The sequence below is a fragment of the Microlunatus speluncae genome, assembly GCF_009299835.1.
Taxonomy (GTDB): domain Bacteria; phylum Actinomycetota; class Actinomycetes; order Propionibacteriales; family Propionibacteriaceae; genus Microlunatus; species Microlunatus speluncae.
The window spans coordinates 11,895-27,290 of record NZ_VKCZ01000007.1 but is presented as its reverse complement, the minus strand read 5'-3'; the positions used below and the strand labels follow the sequence as shown (position 1 = coordinate 27,290).

The following is a 15,396-nucleotide window of genomic DNA, read 5'->3' as shown; positions in this document are numbered from 1 at the left end:
GTTGGGAGGTGGGTCAGCAGAAGGGGGAGTAGAGGCGGTCGGCCAGTTCGGGGAGGGTCCGGATCCGGGACAGGTCGACCAGGCCGGCGATCGTCGAGATCGCGTCGAACTGGAACTCGAGCACGCCCTGCAGCGCGCGGGTCGGGAAGTTCGGGGGTCGCGGCCAGCCGTAGCTGTCGAGCAGGGTCGTGAACAGTTCGGGGTCGCCGCGGAGCGCATCGAAGCGGAGCGCGACCAGCTCGTACCAGGGGTCGGCCGTGATCGCGTCGGCCCAGTCGATGATCCCGACCAGGCCGGCGTCGTCGACGAAGACGTGGTCGGCGGTCACGTCGGCGTGCACCAGCACCCGGTCCGCCGGGGCGTCGGCGAGGAAGTCCGGCACCTGGTCGACCAGCTGGTGCGGCAGGCCGAAACGGCGGAGCCGGTCGGGCGCCGCTGCGCGGAGCGCGGGCAGCGGATCCCGGGCCGCGATCGTCGCCGGCGCCGGCCAGGTGTGCAGCCGGGCCAGGGCCGGGCCGAGTTGTTCGGCCGCCCGCCGCAACGAGCGGCCGGTCGGCACCTCCCGTACGGCCCGGGCGTCGGTGAGCCGTTCCATGATCAGGTACGGCCAGCTCCAGCCGTCCGCGTCGCCGAACAGCCGACCGCTCGCCAGCACTGCCGGCACCGGCACCTCGGGCACCCCGGCCAACAGCTCGCCCATCGCCAGCTCGGCGGCGAAGGCGTCACCGCCGTCGAAGGTGTCGCCGAAGAGTTTCACCACCAGGTCACCGACCAGGAAGGTCGGGAAGGTGCCGACGAAGGGCGATTCGATCTTGGCCCGGGACAGGCCCGCGCGGTCCAGGATCTCGAGCACGTAGCGGCCCCAATAGCCGACGTCGCCCAGATGCCGGCCGTAGTGCGGCTGCTCGGTGCGGGGCCGGCGCAGGATCATCGCACCCGCCCCGCGACAACGATCATCTCCCCATTCCATCGCACCCACCGACTCGGCGCGACGGAGTTTCGCACCCACGCCCACCGACTTGTCAGAACTGAGTTGCCCCAGGGCACAACTCAGTTCTGACAACTCCGCGGTCATGATATGAATGAACCCTCATTCACATCATCGGGAGGATGCCGTGGGGCCCCAGCCGAGCAAGGATTCACCGGCCGTACGCCGGCGCCGGGAGGAGCAGCGGACGCGGATCGTGATCGCCGCGATCACGCTGTTCGCCCGGCACGGGATCCACCACACCTCGATGCAGCAGATCGCCGACGAGGTCGGGATGAGCGTCGGCTCGCTCTACCAATATCTGGACAACAAGGAAGCGATCATCATCGAGGCCACCCTGGCCCGGGAACGCGTCAACGCCGAGGTCTTCGCCGAGCCCCGCGACCGCGCCGCGATGGCCATGGTGCTCGGCGACGCGATCCGGCAACAGGCCGAGGGGCCGATCGAACGGGCCGGGCTGAACTCCGAGATCGTGGCCGAGGGCTCCCGCAATCCGCTGGTGGCGGAACGGCTGGCGGAGCAGTTCGACGTCCTGCGCGGCCTGCTCGGCGACGCCCTCCGGGCCACCGATCCGGGCTTGTCCGAGGCCGAGGCCCGGGCCAGGGCCGAGCTGTTCATGGCCGTCCAGGCCGGGATCGGCGCGCTGCGCGCCAGTCACGCGCCGGTCGACGACCTGGCCGCCATCGGCCTGCGGGTGCTGCCCTTGATCCTGGCCCCGGCCCCGGGCCCCGACTCTCCGACCCCAGCCGACGAGTCCGAGGAGGACCCCCGATGATCGACTTCCGACCAGCACCGACCAGGCCCGGCCGGCGTGCCGGTCTGCCGGCCGTGCTGTTGGCGGTGCTGATTCCGCTGCTGGCGCTCGCCGGCTGCTCGCTGCCCGCCATGGGGCCGCGGATCACCCCACCGACCGCTCCGAACGTCAAGGGCGACCTGACCCGGGCCGACGTCGACGACTGGCTCGACGGACTGGTGCCGACCGCGCTGCAGCGGGAGGCGCTGCCCGGCGCCGTGGTCACCGTGGTCGCGGACGGGAAGATCGTCACCGAGCGCGGCTTCGGCGCCGCCGACCTGGGCGAGGGCGACCGGCCGCCGGTGTTGGTCGACCCGGCCCGCACCCTGTTCCGGGTCGGCTCGGTGTCCAAGCTCGTCACCGCGACGGCCGTGATGCAGCAGGTGCAGGCCGGGAAGCTCGACCTGGACGCCGACATCCAGGGCTATCTCGACTTCGAGCTCCGGAAGACCTTCGACGAGCCGGTGACGCTGCGCCACCTGCTCAGCCACTCCGCCGGGTACGAGGACCGCAACCGCGGCGTGATCCTGCCGGAAGGCACTCCGGAGCCCGACCTGCGGACCGAGGTCTCGGTCGACCAGCCCGAGCAGATCTACCGCCCGGGCACCGTTCCGGCCTACTCCAACTGGTCCAACTCGCTGGCCGCCTACATCGTTCAGCGGGTCGCCGGGATGCCGTACGCGGACTACGCCCGGGCCCAGGTGCTGGACCGGGCCGGGATGACCGAGTCGACCTTCGCCCAGCCGCTGCCGGCGGCGGACGCGAGCCGGCTGGCCCGCGGCTACCGGTCGATCGGCACACCCCCGATCGGCTTCGAGGTGCTCGGTCCGGCCCCGGCCGGCGCGCTGTCGGCCACCGGCCACGACCTCGGGCTGTTCATGCTCAGCCTGCTCGGTCGTCCGGCCGGTGACGCCCCGGCCCTGCTGCGGCCGGAGAGCCTGCAGACGATGCAGCAGCCGGCCCTCGGGCCGGAGAGCCTGGGCGGGCTGGCCGGCGCGGATCAGATGGGCGTCGGCTTCTTCCTGCTGGAGCATCGTGGCCAGCAGATCGCCGCGCACGGCGGCGACACCGGCGTCTTCCACAGTCAGCTCGCCCTGCTGCCCGAGCACGGCACCGGGATCTTCGTCTCGGTCAACGGCAACGGCCGGGCTCCCGACGGTACGGCGACCCTACGGACCACTCTGGTCGAGCAGTTCGTCGAGCGCTATCACCCCTCGGCGGCGCAGCCGACGCCGCCGGCCACCGCCAGCTCGGCCGAGCACGCGGCCCGCGCCGCCGGCGCGTACCTGATCTCCCGGCGATCGGACAGCTCCTTCCTGCGCCTCTCGACAGCGATCCAGCAGCTTCGGGTGACCGACAACGGTGACGGCACGATCAGTCTGCCCGCCCTCGCCACCTCCGGCGGCCATCCGTTGCGACTGCAGGAGATCGAGGCCACCGACGAACTCTGGTTGTGGCAGGAGATCGGTGGCGACCGCAGGCTGGCGATGGACATCGACAACGGCCAGGTCGCGGCGATCGGGATGGATCCGGCGCACGTCCTGCTGCCGGCCGCTCCGGCCTGGCGGGCCGTCCTGCCGGTCGTGATCTTCGCCGTCGGCTGGGCCGCGTTGATCTTGATCGCCTGGCCGATCGGCGCGATAGTCCGCCGCCGGCACGGGGTCGACCTGGGTTCCTGGTCGGCTGCGCGGCGTCGGCTGCGCACCCTGACCCACCTCGGCCTGTTGACCATCCCGCTCGCACTGCTCGGCTGGTTCACCGTGACCACGCTGATCGGGCTGACCCTTCCGGTGGCCGATGGGGTGATCCGTGCGGTTCAGGTGATCACCGTGCTGCCGGTGCTCGCCCTGGTGCCCGCCGTCGGCCAGGTGATCGGCACGATCCGGCACCGAGGCGGGGTGTTCGGCACGATCGCCAACCTGCTGATCGTGCTGGCCCTGCTGGCCTTCGGCTGGGCCGCCTGGCAAGCCGGCCTCTACTCGCTCGACCTGACCTACTGACCCGGCCGACGCCTCAAGGTGGTCGTCCGCCCGCCGGGCTACCGGTCTGGCGGCGTCGAGTGTGACGGTAGCGACGCCGGTCTGGCGCTCTTGCGTCGTTTTCGTCCCACTCGAAGATTCACGGTCGGGTATGTCGGCGAGGGCCGAGTTGGCCGCGCGAGATCGCCGAGCTCAGGTCGCAACTCGACGTTCGTCGCCCGCAGGGCTGCACGCGGGCGGATCCAACGCACGCAGCGCTCAACCTGGCCCACTTTGCTGCCGAGAAAGTCTCCGAAGTCTCAGCCCGGCGCGCGAGACCTAGGTGGGCGTTCGCCGAGTTCGCGTAGTCGTTTCGTCAGCGTGGAGGGAGGGATTACGGACGCAGCAAGGGAGGGTAGGTTCCGCGGTGGGCGGTCTTGGCGGCCGACTGCCGGTCCGGCGGCGTCGAGTGTGACGGTAGCGACGCCGGTCAGACACTTCTGCGTCGCTATCGTCCCACTCGGCGATCCGGGGCAGTTGACGGCCGACTTGGCCACTCGAGATCGTCGGATTAGCCGGAATCGTCACCCTCGGCGAGCGCCGGAGGGCGTACGGACGCGGCGAGGGAGTGACTGGCGGGCCTCGACGCGCGCCGCGCAGTCCACGTCACTGGCGGCCCGGATCCCGACGCCCACCCAAACCTGACAGGTAGAGGATCGGCGCGAGCTGGAACCGGGGTCAGCCGAGCAGGCCGAGGCGGCGGCCCAGGGCGGCCGCTTCGGTCCGGGTGCCGGCACCGAGCTTGGTCAGGATGTTGGAGACGTGGACGCTGGCGGTTTTGGTGCTGATGAAGAGCTTCAGGCCGACCTCGCGGTTGCTCAGACCCTCGGCGACCAGGGCCAGCACCTCGAGCTCCCGCGGGGTCAGCGGGCTCGCGCCGGGGTGATCGGCGACCGGCGGCTCCAGCGCGGCCAGCTCGGCCAGCATCGGGCGGGCGCCGAGCTGCTCGGCGACCTCCTGGGCCTGGGCGGCGACCTGACGGCTCTCCTCGATCGCGCCGGCCTGGCGCAGGGCGGCGGCCAGTCGGATCCGGCTCCGGGTCAGCTCGGGCACGTTGGGGAATCGTTCGAAGCCCTCGACGGACTCCCGCCAGGCTTCGACCGTGGCGGCCTGGTCGACCGACAGGCCGAGCCGGGCGTCGAGGCGAAACCGCTCGGCCCGGGCCCGCAACTGCCAGGCCCGGCTCTCCGCGCCGAGCGGGCGGCGCCGTTCGGCGTCCGCGACGATCAGCTCGATCTGCCCCATCAGCCAGTCGGCCCGGTCGGTCCACCGCTTCCGGTCCGCCTCGTCGCAGCCGGTCAGGTCGGCGGCGATGCCGATCATGATCGCGCCGAGCCGGATCTTCGCCTGGACATCGGTCCAGATCGCGTCCAACTCGTCGGCCAGCCGCTGATGCTGGTGCCAGACCTGATCGAGATCGCCGAGCTGGCCGTAGAGGTCCATCGACGCGCCGCCGGCATAGAGCGACACCACCGCGTCGGTGCCCCAGGCCCGGTTGGCCCGGGCCTGCAGCCGGAGCCCGGACGACTCACCGCGCCCCGCGGCGACATACATGGCGATCGCCGCCATGGCCGCGTCGGCCACCATCGGCGGCCGCTCCCCGGTGGTGTCGACGATCTGCAGCACCTGATCCCACCGGCCGAGTGTGTAGGCGGAGAGGGCGGCGACGATCCTCGCGTCCATGCCGTACGGCGCGTACCGCCGCCCCGTCTCGACGGCCCGCTCGGCCCCACGCAGATAGAACTCCAGCGCCTCGGCCACCTCGCCGCGCTCGTAGTGGATCCCGCCCAGGTGATAGAGCGCCCGCAGCTCGGTCGCGTCGCCCCGGGCCCGCGCGTCAGTGACGATCTGCCGCAGCGCAGCCTCGGACGCCTCCGTGTTGCCGAGGCGATCCTGGAGCTTGGCCAGCAGGGCGGCTACGTCGCTGGCGATCTCGGCCAGGCCGAGCCGCTCGGCCATGGCCAAGGCCTCCTCGGCCCAACCGGTGGACTCGCCATGCCGGGACCGGTCGGCCAGCGCCTGCGCGTGGGCGCGGAGCACCCGGCAGCGCAACTCGCTGTCCGGCTCGGCCGGGACCAGTGTCAGGGCCTCGGTGGTCACCGCCAGCACGTCGACGTTCAGGTCGGTCAGTGCGGCCGCGGCGGCCAGGGACTGCAGCAGCCGGGCCCGGACCAGCGGGCCGTGGTCGGCCGGCAGGTGCGCCAGTTGATCTTGGACCAGGGTCACGGCCCGCTCCGGCATCCCGGCCGACACCGCGGCGGTCGCCGCCCGGACGGTGATGTCGACCGCGTCGACCGCCGACTCGACGCGGGGATCGGCGATCAGCTCGAGCACGGCGAGATAGTGGTGCAGCGCCTCGTCCGGCCCGCCCATCGTCACCGCCTCGTCGGCCGCCCGCAGCCCGGCCGACAGCGCGGTTTCATGATCATGAGCCGCGCGGGCATGCCGGGCCAGATCGGCCGCGGTCGCCCGCGGATGATCACGCAGGGCGCGGACGTACGCGGTGTGCAGCCGGACCCGCTCGCCGGGCAGCAGATCCTGATAGACCGCCTCGGCCAACAGTGCATGGCGGAAGGCGTAGGTGTCGGACCGGTCGCTGACCAGGACGAACCGCTCGACCGCGTTGCGCAGCGCCTGGTCGAGCTCGGCCGGCTCCAGGTCGGTGACCTCCTGCAACACCTCGTGACTGACCCGACGGCCGGCTACCGCCGCCGACCGGACCACCTGCCGGGCATCCGGCTCCAGCTGATCGAGCCGCAGGATCAGCAGATCGGCAAGATCATCGGGCACCCCGCCGGGGACCGTGCCGGCCGCGATCAACTCCTCGGTGAAGAACGCGTTGCCTTCGGCCCGGTCGATCACTCGGGCCAGCTCCGCGTCCGACAGCCCGGCCCGCAGCCCGGTGGCCAGCTCCCGGATCGCCTCGTCGGGCAGCGGGCCGAGCTCGAGCCGCTCGACCGCGGGGAGTTGGATCCAGCCCGACGCCACCGGGCGCAGCGGATGCCGCCGGTGCAGATCGTCGGACCGGTAGGTGACGATGATCGACACCGGAGTCGGGAACGGCCGGGTCAGCAGGAAACTGATCAGCTCCAGGCTGGACCAGTCGGCCCAGTGCACATCCTCGATCACCAGCAGCAACGGCCGCTCGGCGGCCAGGTCGGTCATGATGGCGTGCACCGCTTCGAACAGGGCGCCGCGGTCGGGTTGCGGAGCCGTACCGTCGGAAGATCGGGGAACCAACGGCCGCACCCCCGGATGCCGCTCGATCAGCCGCTGCCCCTCCTCGGTCGCGGCCAGCCGGCCGATGGCCTCCACGAACGGCAGGTACGGCAGCGGGCTGCGGCCGAGATCCATGCACTGGCCCAGCGCCACCCGCCAGCCGCGGTCGGCCGCGACGCCGATCGCCGCCGAGACGATCCGCGACTTGCCGATCCCCGCATCACCGGACAGCACCACCAGCCCGCCCGGCCGCCCGTTCGGCAGGCCGATCAGTTGGAGCAGGCGCTGCAACTCGCCCGTCCGCCCGACCAGCGGACGCGCGTCCAGCCGGCCACGGTCGGCAGCCGACGGCGAAGCCGGCGAGGTCACGGTCACCGACCCATCATGGCTCACCGCACCGACATCCCACTCGCGATTTTGAGACGCACCGGTCCGTACCACGGACCGGAATCCGGCGCCCCCGGCCGCCGGGATCGCCGCTACGGTGCCGGAAGGGCCGGACGCGGCCGATCGGACGACGAGGGGAAGCATGAGCGGCGACCGCCCGAACATCCTGCTGATCACCACCGACCAGCACCATTTCGAGTGCCTCGGCGTGACGAATCCGGTGCTGCAGACGCCGAATCTGGATCGGCTGGCCGCCGCCGGCACCCGATTCGACCGGGCCTACTGTCCCAATCCGCTGTGCTCGCCGTCGCGGTCGTCGATCATCACCGGGCAATACCCGTCCAGCCATGGTTGCTGGACCATCGGCACGAAGCTGGACGAGGAGCTGCCGACCGTGTCGGGGCTGCTGTCCGGGGCCGGCTATGCGAGCTCGCTGATCGGCAAGGCGCATTTCCAGCCGTTGGCCTCGAATCCGGAGCAGACCTCGCTGGAGGCGCCGCCGCGGCTTCGTGATCTTGACTTCTGGCGTGAGTTCCATGGCCCCTATTACGGCTTCGATCACATCGAGCTGGCGCGCAACCATGCCGACGAGGCGTGGGCCGGGCAGCACTACGCGCTGTGGATGGAGAGCCGCGGGCTGACCGACTGGCGCGACTACTTCCGCAGCGACAACGGCCGGCCCGGCCCGAAGCACCGCTGGCGGCTGCCGGAGGAGCACCACTACACGACCTTCGTCGCCGAGCGGTCGGTGGCCGCGATCGAGCGGGCCGCGGCGGCCGGCGAGAACTTCTTCACCTGGGCCAGCTTCCAGGATCCGCATCCGCCCTATCTGGTGCCGGAGCCGTGGGCGTCGCTGTACGACCCGGCCGACGTGCCGATCGGTCGACTGGTGCCGGGGGAGCTGGACGCGATGCCGCCCTGGTTCGGACTGACCCAGCAGCAGCGGCCCGATTTCTCACCCTGGCAGGAAACACCGTATGAGAATCACGGCTTTCATTCGCACCTGATCGACGAGGCCGAGCTGCGGCGCAACGTCGCCACCTACTACGGCATGATCAGCTTCATCGACGCCGGGGTCGGAACGATCTTGGCCGCGCTGGACCGGTTGGGCCTGACCGAGTCGACGATCATCGTCTTCACCACCGATCATGGTCACTTCCTCGGGCAACACGGGCTGACCGCCAAGGGCGCCTTCCACTACGAGGATCTGATCCGGATCCCGATGATCGTCCGTGCCGCCGGAGTCCCGGCCGGCCGGCAGACGAGTGCGTTGCAGAGCCTGGTCGACTACGCGCCGACCTTCCTCGCCGCGGCCGGGCTGCAGGTGCCGGAGCGGATGCAGGGTCTTGATCAGTGGCCGGCCTGGACCGGAGCGGTGGACGCCGTTCGTGATCATGCTCTGGTGGAGAACCGGCACCAGCCGACCCGGGTGCACGTGCGCACGTACGTCGAGGACCGTTACAAGATCACGGTCCATCGTGATCAACCGTACGGCGAGCTGTTCGATCTGGCCGACGACCCCGGCGAGCACCGTAATCGCTTCGACGACCCCGGCTATGCAACGATCCGTGCCGAGCTGACCGAGCGCTTCCTGAACGCCGAACTGGCCCGCGAACGCAGCCGCTATCCCCGCATCGCCGTCGCCTGACTCAGACGGCGGCCCTGTCAAGGTTGGCCAGGATGTCGTCGACGGTTTCGTCGGGGGACTGGGCGCTGGAGTCGAGCCAGTAGCCGATCCGGGCGGTCTCGCGGCGCAGCAGGTCGTCCAGTTGCAGCGGCGAGAAGCTGTGATAGCCGGCCTTGGTCCGCTGGGCCTCCCGCAGCTCCAGCGCCGACACGGTCGGTGACAGCACCACCAGATAGCGACGCGGCGTCTTGATCAGCTCGATGAAGCCGGCCAGGTCAGGCCCGATGATCACGTCCTGCACGATCGCGTCGAAACCTTGATCGGCGAAGCGATCGGCGGTGTGACCGGCCAGCTCGTAGCGCAGCTGCAGCTGATCCAGCGCCTCCCGGGTCGCCTGCGGCGTCATCTCCGCCCGCCCGTTGACCACCATCTTGCGGAACACGTCGCCGCGCACGTGCACCGAAGCGGGCAGTCGGCTGGCCAGCAGCTCGGCTACCGTCGATTTGCCCGCGGCCATTGCTCCGGTGATCACGATCACCCGGCCGCCTGTTCCTTCCTGACTCTGCTCCCCCACGGGCGACCATTCTTCACCACACCTGGACGCTTTGGCAGCCGGTTACGCGGCGTGGGGCGAGATTGTTTCGTGCCGTATGAAACGGCGTGCCGGAACCGATCTCCCGGTTGGTGAGTAATCTGACCCGAATGCCGACCGACCTCTCCTCCTCCCTCTGGCTGGCCCAGGTGCAGCTGCTGCCCCATCTGGGCGTCGCGTTGATCTTGTCGATGGTGATCGGGCTGGAGCGACAGTTCCGCGGCAAGCAAGCGGGAGTGCGTACGCATGCGTTGGTCGGGATCGGGTCCGCGTTGTTCATGCTGGTGTCGAAGTACGGCTTCAGCGACTTGCTCGGCGACCCGGGCATCGGGCTCGATCCGAGCCGGGTGGCCGCGCAGATCGTGTCCGGGATCGGCTTCCTCGGCGCCGGCATCATCGTCTTCCGCTCCGACGCGGTACGCGGCCTGACCACGGCCGCGTCGATCTGGCTGACCGCCGCGGTCGGCATGGCCTGCGGTGGGGGATTGTTCATCCTGGCCCTCGCGGTCACCGCCTCGCACTTCCTGGTCGTCTTCGTCGGGCCGCGGCTGAGCCGGCTGCGCCGCCGGACCCAGCGATCCGAGCTGTGGGTGGAGTATCGAGACGGCGCGGGGCTGCTGCGCGACATCGTCGCGGTGATCACCGACCACCAGTGGCGGATCGCCCAGTTGCGGACCGCCGGCCACCGCACGGATCCGGGCTATGTCGGGGTCTACCTGACCGCCGAGGGCCGTCACGACGGCGCCGCGCTCCTCGACGCCGTCTCCCGGGTGTCCGGGGTGCGAGCCGTGGAGTGGCGTGACGACGACGAAAACGAGGAATCCGCCTGAGGGCAACACTCCGCAATCGCGGAGTTATGCTGCCTGATGTGCGGCATTATCGGATTTCTCAGGCGGCAGCCCTGCTCGGTGTCAGCGACGACACGGTACGGCGCTGGATCGACACCGGCCGGCTGACCACGGTGCCGGGGCCCGGGCCGGCCATGATCGACGGCGCCGAGCTGGCGGCACTGGCCCAGCAGCTCGCGACCACGGTCGAGCTCGGCGCATCGGTCGCCGAGAGCGCCCGGAACCGTTTCACCGGCCTGGTGACGAAGGTGATCAAGGACGGGGTGATGGCCCAGGTCGACCTCCAGTGCGGCCCGTTCCGGGTGGTGTCGCTGATGTCGGCCGAGGCGGCCGGGGAACTCGAACTCGAGCCCGGCGTGCTGGCGACCGCGTCGATCAAGGCCACCAACGTCGTCGTGGAGGTGCCGAAGCCATGATCGGATCCATTCGTCCCACCCTGGTCTCGCTGCTGCTGATCTTGTTCGTCGCCGGCTGCTCCGGCGCGCCTACCGGCCCGGGCAACGCGGTCGGCCCGGACAGCTCCGGCGCGCCAGGCAGCTCGGGCGCACCGAGCGGGCCGGGCGTGGTGCCAACGGGGGAGATCACCGTGCTCGCGGCGGCATCGCTGACCGAGTCCTTCACCGCGATCGGTCACGACTTCGAGGCCGCCAACCCGGGCACCAAGATCACGTTCAGCTTCGGCTCCAGCGCCACCCTCGCCGCCCAGGTCACCGCCGGGGCACCGGTCGACGTGTTCGCCGCCGCCAACGAATCGACGATGAAGATCGTCTCCGATGCCGGCCAGGCCGTCGCCCCGCAGCCGTTCGTCACCAACACCCTGGAGATCGCCGTGCCGCCGGGTAACTCGGCCAAGATCACCGGTCTGGCCGACTTCGCCGACGAGGCATTGCGGATTGCGCTGTGCGCGCCGGAGGTGCCGTGCGGATCGGCCGCCGAGAAGGTGTTCCAGACGGCCGGGATCGACGCGAAGCCGGACACCCTCGAAGCCGACGTCAAGACCGCCCTGCAGAAGGTCCGGCTCGGTGAGGTCGATGCCGCGCTGGTCTATCGGACCGACGTGATCGCCGCCGGCGACGCCGTCCAGGGCATCCAGTTTCCGGAGGCCGGCTCGGCCGTCAACGTCTACCCGATCACGGCCCTGACCGAGGCGAAGAACCCCGACCTCGCCGCGGCCTTCGTCGACTACGTCCACGGCCCGGCCGGCCAGACCGTGCTGACCAAGGCCGGGTTTGCCTCGCCGTCGTGATCCCGGGCGGACCGACACCGGTGCCCGGGCGCGCATCCCCGTCCTGATCGGGCTGCCGGCGGTCGTCGCGCTACTGGTGTTGATCTTGCCGCTGGTCGGTCTGGTGATCAAGGCGCCGTGGGCCCGTGCGCCCGAGTTGCTGGCCGCCCCGGACGCCTTGGCCGCCCTGCGGTTGTCCATGATCACCGCCACGGCAGCGACGGTGATCGTGGTCCTGCTGGGGGTGCCGGCCGCCTGGCTGCTGGCCCGACCCGGGCTGCCCGGCGCCGGGGTGATCAGGGCGTTGATCACGGTGCCGTTGGTGCTGCCGCCGGTGGTCGGCGGGGTGGCCCTGTTCACCGTGCTGGGCCGGTCCGGGCTGCTCGGTCAGCCGCTCTATCAGCTGACCGGATTCGCCTTCCCGTTCACGCCGTACGCGGTGGTGCTGGCCCAGGTGTTCGTCGCGCTGCCGTACCTGATCTTGTCGGTGGAGGGCTCGTTGCGGGCGGCCGACCGCCGCTACGAGGAGGCGGCCGCGACCCTGGGGGCGACGCCGCTGACCGTGTTCCGCCGGGTCACCCTGCCGCTGATCGGGCCGGGCATCGCGGCCGGCGCGGTGCTGGCCTGGGCCCGGGCGCTGGGCGAGTTCGGCGCGACCATCACCTTCGCCGGCAACCTGCCCGGCGTCACCCAGACCATGCCGATCGCCGTCTATCTGGCGCTGACCACCGACCCGGACGCCGCGCTGCTGCTGTCGGTGCTGTTGCTGGCCGTCTCGGTCGCGGTGCTGGTGCTGCTCCGCGGCCGCTGGGTGGCCCGGTGGTGAGCCCGGCCGGCCTGACCGCCGAGCTGCGGGTCAGTCGCGGCACCTTCCGGCTGGACCTCGAGCTCGCCGCCGAGCCGGGCGAGGTGGTCGCGCTGCTCGGCCCGAACGGGGCCGGGAAGTCCACCGCCCTGCGGGCCCTCGCCGGGCTGGTGCTGCTGGACGACGGCCGGATCGAGCTCGGCGGTCGGCTGCTGGCCGGTGAGCCGCCCGGCGGCGGGCGGCTGCACCTGCCCGCTCATCGCCGGCCGATCGGGGTGGTCTTTCAGGACTACCTGCTGTTCCCGCACCTGTCCGCGCTGGACAACGTCGCGTTCGGGCCGCGCTGCCGGGGGCGCTCGAAGCCGGACGCCCGTGCTGCCGCCGCCGCTCTACTGGAGTCGGTCGGGCTCGCCGACCAGGCGCAGGCCCGGCCGCGCCGCCTCTCCGGCGGTCAGGCACAACGGGTCGCGCTGGCCCGGGCGCTCGCGGTCGAGCCGGAGCTGTTGTTGCTGGACGAGCCGCTGGCCGCGCTCGACGCGCGGACCCGCCTCGAGGTGCGCGGGCTGCTCCGCCGCCGGCTGGCCGACTTCGCCGGGGTGACGGTTCTGGTCACCCACGATCCGGTCGACGCCGCCGTACTCTCGGACCGGGTCGTGGTGATCGAGGCCGGCGCCGTGGTGCAGACCGGAACGCCCGCGGAGATCGCCCGGCATCCGGCGACCGACTACGTGGCGCGGCTGGTCGGGCTCAATCTGCTGACCGGCACCGCCGACGGGACCGTGGTGTCGCTTGATCCGGCGGGGGAGGTCCGGCTCGCCCATCCCGGCCAGGGCCCGGTGCAGCTGGCCTTCCCGCCGTCGGCGGTGTCGCTGTTCCTGGACCGGCCGACCGGGACTCCGCGCAATCTCTGGTACGGCACCGTCGCGGGCCTCGAGCCGCACGGCGACCAGGTCCGGGTCGAGATCGCCGACGTACCCGGCCCCGGCAGCGTCGTCCTGGCCGAGATCACCCCCGCCGCCGTCGCCGAGTTGGCTCTGGAACCCGGCTCCGGAGTCTGGGCCGGCGTCAAGGCGTCGGCCATCACCGCCTACCCGCGCGGCTGAGCTCTGGCGAGGGATCGTGCCGGCGTCGGGTCCGGTGCGGAAGTCGACACAGGTGGAGAAATGGCCCACGTGGCTGGGGCGGGCCGGGGCGGAAGTCGACACAGGTAGAGAAACGGACCAGGTGGTCGGGCCGGGTCGGGGTGCGGCGGAAGTCGACACAGGTAGAGAAATGGCCCACGTGGCTGCGGCGGGCCGGGTCGGAAGTCGACACAGGTAGAGAAATGGCCCACGTGGCCGGGGCGGGCCGGTGCGGAAGTCGACACAGGTAGAGAAACGGACCAGGTGGCTGGGGTCAGAGTTCGCGCCAGGTCTCGGCGAACGCGAGGATCGCGGAGCTGCCGAACCAGCCGATCGGGTGCCGGACCTCGCCGCGGGCCAGGGCTCCGTCGACGCGGATCTCGGCCGTGCCGCAGGGGCGGGCGACCACCGAGCACTCGAAGCCGGTGGGGTGGGTCGTGACCTGGATCGGGTCCATCAGGTCGCGCCACTCCAGCTCGATCACCCGCCCGCCGGCGACGCAGGTGATCCGGTGGAACTGGTCGCCGCCGGAGACCTCGGTGAAGTGCGCCGGCACCGGCGGACCGGTCTCGATCCCCTTGCCGCGGATCGGGTCGTAGTCGCGATAGAAGTGCTCCCAGACATAGTCGGCCAGTTCGGCGTTGTCGGTGTAGATCCCGACCGGCGCCGCGTCGCCGAGCCCGGACTGCTCCGGATCCAGCCAGATCAGCAGTGCGCGGCCGGTGCCGACCGGGGAGTACGTCGCGGTCCACACACTGACCAGCGCCACCATCTCCTCGCCCTCGGGCGGATAGAGCACGATCATCGGATTCTCGCCGGCGATCTTGATGCCGTGCTGGACGACGGGTTCGGACATGCCGCCATTCTCGCCGATCACCCTGATCGTCCACCGGCGGATCGATCATGATCATCGCGACCGCCGGTGATCAGCCGGCGGTGGCGAGTCGGCGGAGCAGCTCGGCGGTCGCCGGATCGGCCGGAAAGAAGGTCTCGATGGCGATCTCGTCCAGCGTGACGTCGCGCGGCGAGCCGAACACGGTGGTCGCGTAGAGCAGGGCCAGCTCGCCGTGGTCGGTGGTCAGCCGCATCGGCAGCACCAGGTCGTTGTCCGGCTCGGTCGGTGTGGCCTCGGCCGGGACCGGATAGCCGGCCAGCTCCTCGTACAGCTCGACCAGGGCGGGAGCGGCGGTCCGCTCGAGCTGCCGGCGGACCCGGCGCAGCACCTGCCGATGCCACTGCGGCAGGTTGCGGATCCGCGGCGCCAGCCCGTCGGGATGCAGCGTCGCCCGGAGTACGTTCAGCGGCGGCCCGGTCAGGTGATCGGGAAGATCACCGAGGAACGCGCGCATCGCCCGGTTGGCGTCCAGCAGTTCCCAGCGGACGTTGATCGCCAACGCCGGATTCGGCTCGTGGCCGGCGAGCACCGCCCGCACCGCGGCCCGGGCCTGGCCCAGGTCCTCGAACGCTCGCTCGGCATGCGGCGGCGCAAAGCCGGCGGCCAGATGGAACACGTTGCGGTCGCGCAACGGCACCTCCAGCTCCTCGCACAGGCGCTCGATCATCGCCCGGCTGGGCGTCGACCGTCCGGTCTCGATGTAGCTCAGATGCCGGGTGGACAGGTCGGCGGCGATCGACACGTCCAGCTGTGATCGACGTCGGCGTTCCCGCCAGCGGCGCACCAGGGTGCCGACCGAGTCCGTACTCACCGTCATGCCGACAGGTTGCCCGGCCCGCTGCCGCTGCGCAATGACGTCGCGGGTCATCGATTCGGTG

13 protein-coding genes are annotated in these 15,396 nt (G+C 71.2%); 8 read left to right on the top strand and 5 right to left on the bottom strand.

All coding sequences use genetic code 11. The features are described 5' to 3' along the window. Window positions 1-13: 13 nt before the first annotated feature. Entirely contained in the window at window positions 14-1,075 is a 1,062-nt protein-coding gene (locus FNH24_RS09775; protein ID WP_152361994.1) for a phosphotransferase family protein, read from the bottom strand. 40 nt (window positions 1,076-1,115) lie between these two features. Here FNH24_RS09775 and FNH24_RS09770 point away from each other — a divergent pair, with 40 nt between their 5' ends. Continuing rightward, window positions 1,116-1,763 (top strand): TetR/AcrR family transcriptional regulator, encoded by a 648-nt coding sequence (locus FNH24_RS09770; RefSeq protein WP_161606070.1) that lies wholly within the window; start codon window positions 1,116-1,118, stop codon window positions 1,761-1,763. Then, window positions 1,760-3,781, top strand: a complete 2,022-nt coding sequence (locus FNH24_RS09765; protein WP_152361992.1) for a serine hydrolase domain-containing protein — start codon at window positions 1,760-1,762, stop codon at window positions 3,779-3,781. Before FNH24_RS09770 ends, FNH24_RS09765 begins: the two co-directional genes overlap by 4 nt. Before the next feature lie 696 nt (window positions 3,782-4,477). On the opposite strand, the gene FNH24_RS32425 is transcribed toward FNH24_RS09765, so the two are convergent. Further along, window positions 4,478-7,393, bottom strand: coding sequence for a helix-turn-helix transcriptional regulator (locus FNH24_RS32425; protein WP_161606069.1), 2,916 nt, complete (start codon window positions 7,391-7,393; stop codon window positions 4,478-4,480). A gap of 154 nt (window positions 7,394-7,547) precedes the next feature. On the opposite strand from FNH24_RS32425, the gene FNH24_RS09755 reads away from it, so the two are divergent. Next, on the top strand, window positions 7,548-9,053 hold the full coding sequence (locus tag FNH24_RS09755; protein ID WP_152361990.1) for a sulfatase family protein: 1,506 nt from the start codon (window positions 7,548-7,550) through the stop codon (window positions 9,051-9,053). Between the two features lies 1 nt (window position 9,054). Here FNH24_RS09755 and FNH24_RS09750 read toward each other — a convergent pair whose 3' ends face one another. Next, on the bottom strand, window positions 9,055-9,606 hold the full coding sequence (locus FNH24_RS09750) for an AAA family ATPase (RefSeq protein WP_152361989.1): 552 nt from the start codon (window positions 9,604-9,606) through the stop codon (window positions 9,055-9,057). A 128-nt stretch (window positions 9,607-9,734) separates the two neighbouring features. Between FNH24_RS09750 and FNH24_RS09745 the strand changes: the two genes are divergently transcribed. The 5 genes from FNH24_RS09745 to FNH24_RS09725 are packed head-to-tail and all read left to right on the top strand — an operon-like array spanning window position 9,735 to window position 13,605. Beyond that, complete coding sequence (locus tag FNH24_RS09745; RefSeq protein ID WP_152361988.1) at window positions 9,735-10,454, top strand: MgtC/SapB family protein; 720 nt, start codon at window positions 9,735-9,737, stop codon at window positions 10,452-10,454. Window positions 10,455-10,492: 38 nt separating this feature from the next. Continuing rightward, window positions 10,493-10,888 carry a TOBE domain-containing protein gene (locus tag FNH24_RS09740; RefSeq protein ID WP_152361987.1) on the top strand — a complete coding sequence of 132 codons (396 nt, stop codon included), beginning with the start codon at window positions 10,493-10,495 and terminating at the stop codon, window positions 10,886-10,888. Further along, on the top strand, window positions 10,885-11,718 hold the full coding sequence (gene modA, locus FNH24_RS09735) for a molybdate ABC transporter substrate-binding protein (RefSeq protein ID WP_152361986.1): 834 nt from the start codon (window positions 10,885-10,887) through the stop codon (window positions 11,716-11,718). Before FNH24_RS09740 ends, modA begins: the two co-directional genes overlap by 4 nt. Beyond that, the gene (locus FNH24_RS09730) at window positions 11,702-12,523 is read left to right on the top strand and encodes an ABC transporter permease (protein WP_152361985.1); all 822 of its coding nucleotides are present in this window, start codon (window positions 11,702-11,704) and stop codon (window positions 12,521-12,523) included. Before modA ends, FNH24_RS09730 begins: the two co-directional genes overlap by 17 nt. Further along, window positions 12,517-13,605, top strand: coding sequence for an ABC transporter ATP-binding protein (locus tag FNH24_RS09725; protein ID WP_246186828.1), 1,089 nt, complete (start codon window positions 12,517-12,519; stop codon window positions 13,603-13,605). Before FNH24_RS09730 ends, FNH24_RS09725 begins: the two co-directional genes overlap by 7 nt. Before the next feature lie 292 nt (window positions 13,606-13,897). Here FNH24_RS09725 and FNH24_RS09720 read toward each other — a convergent pair whose 3' ends face one another. Together FNH24_RS09720 and FNH24_RS09715 are read right to left on the bottom strand one after the other, a co-directional pair. Continuing rightward, on the bottom strand, window positions 13,898-14,479 hold the full coding sequence (locus FNH24_RS09720) for a hypothetical protein (RefSeq protein ID WP_152361984.1): 582 nt from the start codon (window positions 14,477-14,479) through the stop codon (window positions 13,898-13,900). Between the two features lie 70 nt (window positions 14,480-14,549). After that, on the bottom strand, window positions 14,550-15,335 hold the full coding sequence (locus FNH24_RS09715; protein ID WP_152361983.1) for a helix-turn-helix domain-containing protein: 786 nt from the start codon (window positions 15,333-15,335) through the stop codon (window positions 14,550-14,552). Window positions 15,336-15,396 lie beyond the last annotated feature (61 nt).

What these genes read in the sequence shown, in the direction of transcription:
- FNH24_RS09775 (WP_152361994.1), bottom strand. Translation starts at nt 1,075, where the DNA reads ATGACCGCGGAGTTGTCAGAACTGAGTTGTGCCCTGGGGCAACTCAGT.
- FNH24_RS09765 (WP_152361992.1), top strand. Translation starts at nt 1,760, where the DNA reads ATGATCGACTTCCGACCAGCACCGACCAGGCCCGGCCGGCGTGCCGGT.
- FNH24_RS09755 (WP_152361990.1), top strand. Translation starts at nt 7,548, where the DNA reads ATGAGCGGCGACCGCCCGAACATCCTGCTGATCACCACCGACCAGCAC.
- FNH24_RS09745 (WP_152361988.1), top strand. Translation starts at nt 9,735, where the DNA reads ATGCCGACCGACCTCTCCTCCTCCCTCTGGCTGGCCCAGGTGCAGCTG.
- modA (WP_152361986.1), top strand. Translation starts at nt 10,885, where the DNA reads ATGATCGGATCCATTCGTCCCACCCTGGTCTCGCTGCTGCTGATCTTG.
- FNH24_RS09720 (WP_152361984.1), bottom strand. Translation starts at nt 14,479, where the DNA reads ATGTCCGAACCCGTCGTCCAGCACGGCATCAAGATCGCCGGCGAGAAT.
- FNH24_RS09715 (WP_152361983.1), bottom strand. Translation starts at nt 15,335, where the DNA reads ATGACGGTGAGTACGGACTCGGTCGGCACCCTGGTGCGCCGCTGGCGG.